At 36.5% G+C, this 5,890-nt stretch carries 6 protein-coding genes; 5 read left to right on the forward strand and 1 reads right to left on the reverse strand.

The annotated features are described in order from the left end of the window. Nucleotides 1-171: 171 nt before the first annotated feature. A complete protein-coding gene (locus tag V7164_RS23905; RefSeq protein WP_335355448.1) occupies nucleotides 172-1,179 on the reverse strand; it encodes a D-cysteine desulfhydrase in 1,008 nt (335 codons plus the stop codon). A 132-nt stretch (nucleotides 1,180-1,311) separates the two neighbouring features. Here V7164_RS23905 and V7164_RS23910 point away from each other — a divergent pair, with 132 nt between their 5' ends. The 5 genes from V7164_RS23910 to V7164_RS23930 all read left to right on the forward strand — a co-directional run bounded on the left by V7164_RS23910 (nucleotide 1,312) and on the right by V7164_RS23930 (nucleotide 5,845). After that, complete coding sequence (locus tag V7164_RS23910) at nucleotides 1,312-2,199, forward strand: LysR family transcriptional regulator (protein WP_335347536.1); 888 nt, start codon at nucleotides 1,312-1,314, stop codon at nucleotides 2,197-2,199. A gap of 69 nt (nucleotides 2,200-2,268) precedes the next feature. Beyond that, nucleotides 2,269-2,643: a RidA family protein gene (locus tag V7164_RS23915; RefSeq protein WP_335347537.1), complete on the forward strand. Its 375-nt coding sequence runs from the start codon at nucleotides 2,269-2,271 to the stop codon at nucleotides 2,641-2,643. Between the two features lie 55 nt (nucleotides 2,644-2,698). After that, complete coding sequence (locus tag V7164_RS23920; RefSeq protein ID WP_335355451.1) at nucleotides 2,699-3,802, forward strand: threonine synthase; 1,104 nt, start codon at nucleotides 2,699-2,701, stop codon at nucleotides 3,800-3,802. A gap of 72 nt (nucleotides 3,803-3,874) precedes the next feature. Continuing rightward, on the forward strand, nucleotides 3,875-4,981 hold the full coding sequence (locus V7164_RS23925; protein ID WP_335355449.1) for a D-TA family PLP-dependent enzyme: 1,107 nt from the start codon (nucleotides 3,875-3,877) through the stop codon (nucleotides 4,979-4,981). 186 nt (nucleotides 4,982-5,167) lie between these two features. Continuing rightward, nucleotides 5,168-5,845 carry an SOS response-associated peptidase gene (locus tag V7164_RS23930; RefSeq protein ID WP_335355450.1) on the forward strand — a complete coding sequence of 226 codons (678 nt, stop codon included), beginning with the start codon at nucleotides 5,168-5,170 and terminating at the stop codon, nucleotides 5,843-5,845. The last annotated feature ends 45 nt before the right edge of the window (nucleotides 5,846-5,890 follow it).

Raw genomic sequence — 5,890 nt, forward strand, 5'->3', positions numbered from 1 at the left:
CCCAATAATGGTACCTAAGATTAATCCAATAATAATAAGAGCCCATAGAGGTAATTTTTTAAATCCTGATTTTTTCTTATGTTCCATATAAAAGAGCCTCCTTTACAAATTTTTTTTACTTTTACTTATACTTATTTCAATAATCTTCTCTACTAAATAGAGAAGATTACTTTACGATGATTTTGAGAAAAACATAGAATCATACGCATATAACGCTGGTGAACCTCCAGTATGAAGAAAGAGGACTTGATCATCGTTTTTAAAAAATCCATTTCGTATCAGATCAATCAAACCAGCAGCCACTTTACCTGTATATACGGGATCAAGCAAAATACCTTCATGCTCTGCAAATAATTTTATTGCTTCGATCATCCCAGGTGTAGGAAGGGAATACCCTTGGCCAACATATTGATCATAACAATTAATGAGTTCTTTCGGGACATCACTTGTTATACCGACATACTTTGCAGTTTTTTGTACTAGGCGATAAACAAGTTCTTCTTGCTCGTCCTTTTTTCGACTGACATTCATACCGATAATTGGGGTAGGTGTATTTGTGCCATAAAACCCTGTTACAAGGCCAGCGTGTGTTCCTGCACTGCCACTTGCGGTAACAATATAGTCTAAGTTTAGCCCCATATCGAATGTTTGTTTTAATAACTCCTGTGCACAAGCCACATAGCCTGTTGCACCAACCTCATTTGATCCGCCTCCAGGGATTATGTAGGCTTTCCTTCCTTCCATAGCTAATTTATTTTGAACTTCCTCCATCGCTTCCATCATATTTGTTCCGCGCGAAACTACACTAATCCCATCTGCACCTAATAATTTAAATAAAAAATTATTGCCATTAGCGTCTGGTGAATAACTATTAGGGACTCGTTCTTCAAGTACAAGATGGCACTGGAGCTGCTCTTTAACCGCCGCGGCAAGAGTAAGTCGACAATGATTTGATTGTACAGCTCCGCAGGTAATTAACGTGTCAGCCCCCTGCTCAAGGGCGTCGGCAACAAGAAATTCCAATTTTCTTGTTTTATTACCTCCAGCGGCTAATCCAAGTAAATCATCTCGTTTCACATAAATTGTTGGACCACCTAAGGCTTTTGAAAGATTAGAAAGCTTTTCAATAGGAGTAACGTATTCGGTATATCGTTTTCGTGGAAAGCGGGCTAAATCCATTTTTGAAATCCTCCTTTTTTTCATTAGTATTAATATTTCTAATATTCATACTAATGTGTTAAGCTTAGTTAGTAAAACGAATTTTTTTAATAACGATTATAAGTTTTTCTAATGGAAAGGGGGGAGATGAAGGTGGACCATCAGTTAAACATCTTTTTAACTGTTGCTGAACAGCACAGTTTCTCTAAAACTGCCGATAAACTATACATCACGCAATCAGCTGTTAGTCAGGCGATAAAATCCCTAGAAAAAAAGTTTGGCATTGAGCTTTTGGAGCGTAGCAACAAATATATTGGGTTAACTAAAGCTGGAAAAATTTTATATTATCATGGGAAAGAAATTATGGAGCAATATGCACTTGTGGACAAATTCATACATGAAATACAAACGACAGCAAGTGGTGCATTATGGATTGGAGCAAGCTACACGTTCGGCGAATACTCACTTCCAAAAGTTATGAATGAGTTTAAAGCCAATTATCCAAATATTAAACCAAAAATAACGATTAAAAACACACATCGTATCATTGAACAACTACTTCGGCGCGAATTAGATATTGGAATTATTAATGGTCGAATTCAACATCCTAACCTACTAATCAAACCCTTTGCCGTAGACGAAATGGTTGTGATTGTCCCCTACAATCATCCATTGGGATGTAAGAAAGCAGTTACTGCAGAAGAACTGAAATTTGAAACATGGGTAATTCGCGAATCTGGCTCTGGTACTCGGGAAGTTACGGACCATATGTTTCATCAGACTGGAATTGAGCCTAAAGAAATAATGGAATTTGGCAGCCTCCAAATTATTAAGGAGTCTGTGGAGGTTGGTTTAGGGATTTCCTATATTTCTAAAGGGGCGATTAGAAAGGAATTAGCATTAGGAACGCTTCGAGCATTAAACATTAAAGGATTTGATTCAACACAACACTTCTTTTACGCGACTAGAGACACACAAATTCAAACTAAAGCTGCTGAATTATTTATTCATTTCCTTGAAAAATCACATGGGGAATTTTAAGCATTTTTTCAATTTATCAGAGGGAGAGTTATTAATAGAAAATCAAATCAATAAATTAGGAGTGTCTAAATGGAGAGCATATTTCAGGTAGGGAATTTGAAGTCAAACGGCCATTATGCGCTAGCAACGATTCATAATGATGTCGTTTACGTATCTGGCCAATTTGCCATTGACCCCATAACTCAACAAAAGAAATTTGGTACAATTGAAGATGAAACGCTGCAAGCACTGAAAAACATTGAGTATATTTTAAATGAGGCAGGCAGCCAAAAGAATCAAATTTTGCGGATGACACTTTATATTCCGGATATACAATTATGGGATCGTGTTGACCGTGTCTACAAAGAATTCTTCGGAAACCATAAACCAGCACGATCCGTTGTACCAACAAATGAGCTGCATTTTGGTTTTAAAATAGAAATTGAAGCTATTGCATATATTTAAGTTATGAATCTATTAATCTTAATAGTTTCATTTTGACAAAAAGGGGTGAAAAACAATTAAGGAACAATATGTGTGTTATTCATGTGAAACTAAATATAATGTGACAGAAAATATATGGAAGTGCAAATGTGGAGGGATGTTAGACTTAATAAAAGAAAGGATTACCATTGATATATTAAAGTTGCGAGAAAAACCCGCAACGATGTGGCGGTACATAGATGCTATGCCATTTAAAAATAACTCTGGCATATGGCAAGCAGTTACATTGGGGGAAGGATATACTCCGTTAATTATATTAGATCAATCAGAGCCGAATAGCTTTGTCAAAGTAGACTATATGATGCCTACTTTGTCTTTTAAAGATCGTGGTGCAGCAGTATTAATTGCTAAAGCAAAAGAAATAGGTGTTACGAAAGTCATTGCCGATAGTAGTGGGAACGCAGGAACTTCGATTGCGGCATATGCCTCACGTGCTGGTATAGCTTGTGATATTTTCCTCAGAGAAGGAACATCCCCGAAAAAAATTGCACAGGTTAAAGCGCATGGTGCAAACGTTCGGGCAATCAATGGTACACGGGAAGAGGTAGCTAAAGCTGCGCAAAAAGCAGTAAATGAAGAGAATGTATTCTATGCAAGTCATGTGTATAACCCCTTTTTTTATGAGGGAACCAAAACATATGCTTATGAAATTTGGGAACAGATGAAATGTGTACCTGATGCCCTTATTATTCCTGTTGGAAATGGTACTTTGTTGTTAGGCGCCTATTATGGATTCAAGGAATTACTAGAGAATGGGCTTATATCGAAAATGCCGAAGTTAATTGCGATTCAAGCAGAAAATTGTGCACCACTAGTAAAAGTATTTATGAATAATGAAACGTTTGAACCTGTCCAAAATAACGGCACAATAGCGGAAGGGATTGCAATAGCAGCACCAGCACGTTCAGTTCAAATTTTAGAAGCAATTCGTGCTACGAATGGAGAAATGATAACAACAACCGAAGAAGAAATTGTACAAGCACGTATTACATTAGCAAGGAAAGGTTTTTATGTAGAACCGACAACTGCTGCGAACTACGCTGGATACTTAAAATACAATCATTCGCCCGCTGAAACGATTATTATTCCTTTATGCGGAGCAGGAATTAAGTCTAATTAACCGAATATTTTGATTGGAAGCCGGAAGTCTTGTGGAGATTGAAACTATAGCAGCCATAAAGGAGAGAGATAAATGAAATATTTCGAGTTAGAAACACCAGCACTTTTAATTGATAGAAAAATAATGATGGATAATCTTTATTCAATGCAAAATTATGCTGATGAATACAAAGTGAACTTACGACCGCATACGAAAACTCATAAAATACCTAAGCTGGCCCAATTACAAGAGGAGTTAGGAGCTGTAGGTATTACGGTAGCAAAAGTAGGGGAAGCCGAGGTAATGGCTGAAAGCGGTTTAAAGAACATTTTTATTGCCAATGAGATTGTCGGTAAATCAAAAATTGAACGAATTAGAAAACTATCTGAGAACATTGACATCTCTTTTGGCATCGATAATATCTATCAAGTAAATGAAATTGAAGAGGTTTTCGAAGGAGCAAAGAAAAAAGCTCAAGTTCTTGTAGAAATTGAGGTTGGAGAGGAACGCTCCGGGATTATTGAAGAAAATGATTTTCGTATTTTATTAGAAGCTGTTAAAGGGTGTAAAAATGTTGAATTTAAAGGTGTTTTTTCTCATGATGGACATACTTATAAGGCAGAAAATATAGAAGAATGCAGAGAGCTCTATGTTGCAAGTGTAAAAAGAACATTGTATTTTGCGGAAATAGCAGAAGAGATGGGCCTCAAACCAAAAGTCGTAAGTATCGGTTCTACTCCACCTTTCATACTGAAATTTGAAATACCAAAAGGTGTCACGGAAATTAGACCAGGGACTTATATCTTTATGGATTCCTCCCAGGCAAATGTAATCGGTACGTATGACCAATGCGCTGCATCAGTTCTTACGACAATCATTAGTAAGCCAACTAAGGAACGAGTTATTACAGACGTAGGAGCGAAAGGAATTACAGCTCAAACTAGAAGTAAAGGACTTACAAAAACAAAAGGTCTTGGTCTTATTAAAGAATTTGATGATGTCCATATTTTTGGTGTTTTTGACGAACATGCTATCATTTACAATGAGGATTTCAGCAACCAAGTGAATGTAGGAGATAAAGTGCAAATCATCCCTAACCATATTTGCCCGGTTTGTAATTTATATGAAAAAGCCTTTCTAATTTCGGAAGATGAAATCGTGGAAGAGTTATTGGTAGAATGTAGGGGGAAATTGCAATAAATCAATCTTCTCCTATATAGATTAAAAGAAAGGGTTAGCTATTCATAGTTTATTTGTGAATGGCTAACCCTTTTGTTTTGCTTTACAAATAAGATAATTTGGTGCATTACGAGGACTCCATTACTTATTTTGAAAGTAACCGCTAATTCCTGATAAAATAAACAAAACAATCATGAGGTGATCTATATGTGCGGCCGTTTCACATTAACAGCTTCTTTCGAGCAAATTATTGACCGGTTTGATATCGAACAATTTATTGAAGAAGATTTATTTTCTCCAAATTACAATGTGGCTCCTTCACAATCTGTTTTATCGGTCATCAATGATGGCAGTAAAAACAGATTAGGTTTTTTAAGATGGGGCTTAATCCCCTCCTGGGCAAAAGACGAGAAAATTGGCTACAAACTGATTAATGCAAGGGCTGAAACGTTAAATGAGAAACCTAGCTTTCGCCATGCATACAAGAATAGACGCTGTTTAGTCATTGCTGACAGCTTCTATGAATGGAAGCGGCATGATGATAATACGAAGACTCCGATACGGATAAAACTGAAGTCGGATCAGCTATTTGCGATGGCTGGTTTATGGGAACAATGGAAATCTCCACAAGGGAAATCGGTATTCACCTGCTCTGTGATCACGACAACACCCAATGATCTCGTAAAAGACATTCATGATCGTATGCCAGTTATTTTAAAGCCGGAAGATGAAAAAAATTGGCTGGATCGAACAATCACTGATACAGCTTATTTAGATCAATTCCTTAAGCCGCTTGATAAGGAACTGATGGAGACATATGAAGTATCTTCACTCGTCAATTCGCCAAAGAATAATTCAGTGGAATTGATTCAGAGAATATGTTAGGAAGTTTTTATTTTTATTTATTGTAATTCTAAATGTTTTTTTAAT

It is taken from the genome of Bacillus sp. JJ1474, from assembly GCF_036965225.1.
Classification (GTDB): Bacteria; Bacillota; Bacilli; order Bacillales; family Cytobacillaceae; genus Cytobacillus.

What these genes read in the sequence shown, in the direction of transcription:
- V7164_RS23905 (WP_335355448.1), bottom strand. Translation starts at nt 1,179, where the DNA reads ATGGATTTAGCCCGCTTTCCACGAAAACGATATACCGAATACGTTACT.
- V7164_RS23915 (WP_335347537.1), top strand. Translation starts at nt 2,269, where the DNA reads ATGGAGAGCATATTTCAGGTAGGGAATTTGAAGTCAAACGGCCATTAT.
- V7164_RS23925 (WP_335355449.1), top strand. Translation starts at nt 3,875, where the DNA reads ATGAAATATTTCGAGTTAGAAACACCAGCACTTTTAATTGATAGAAAA.
- V7164_RS23930 (WP_335355450.1), top strand. Translation starts at nt 5,168, where the DNA reads ATGTGCGGCCGTTTCACATTAACAGCTTCTTTCGAGCAAATTATTGAC.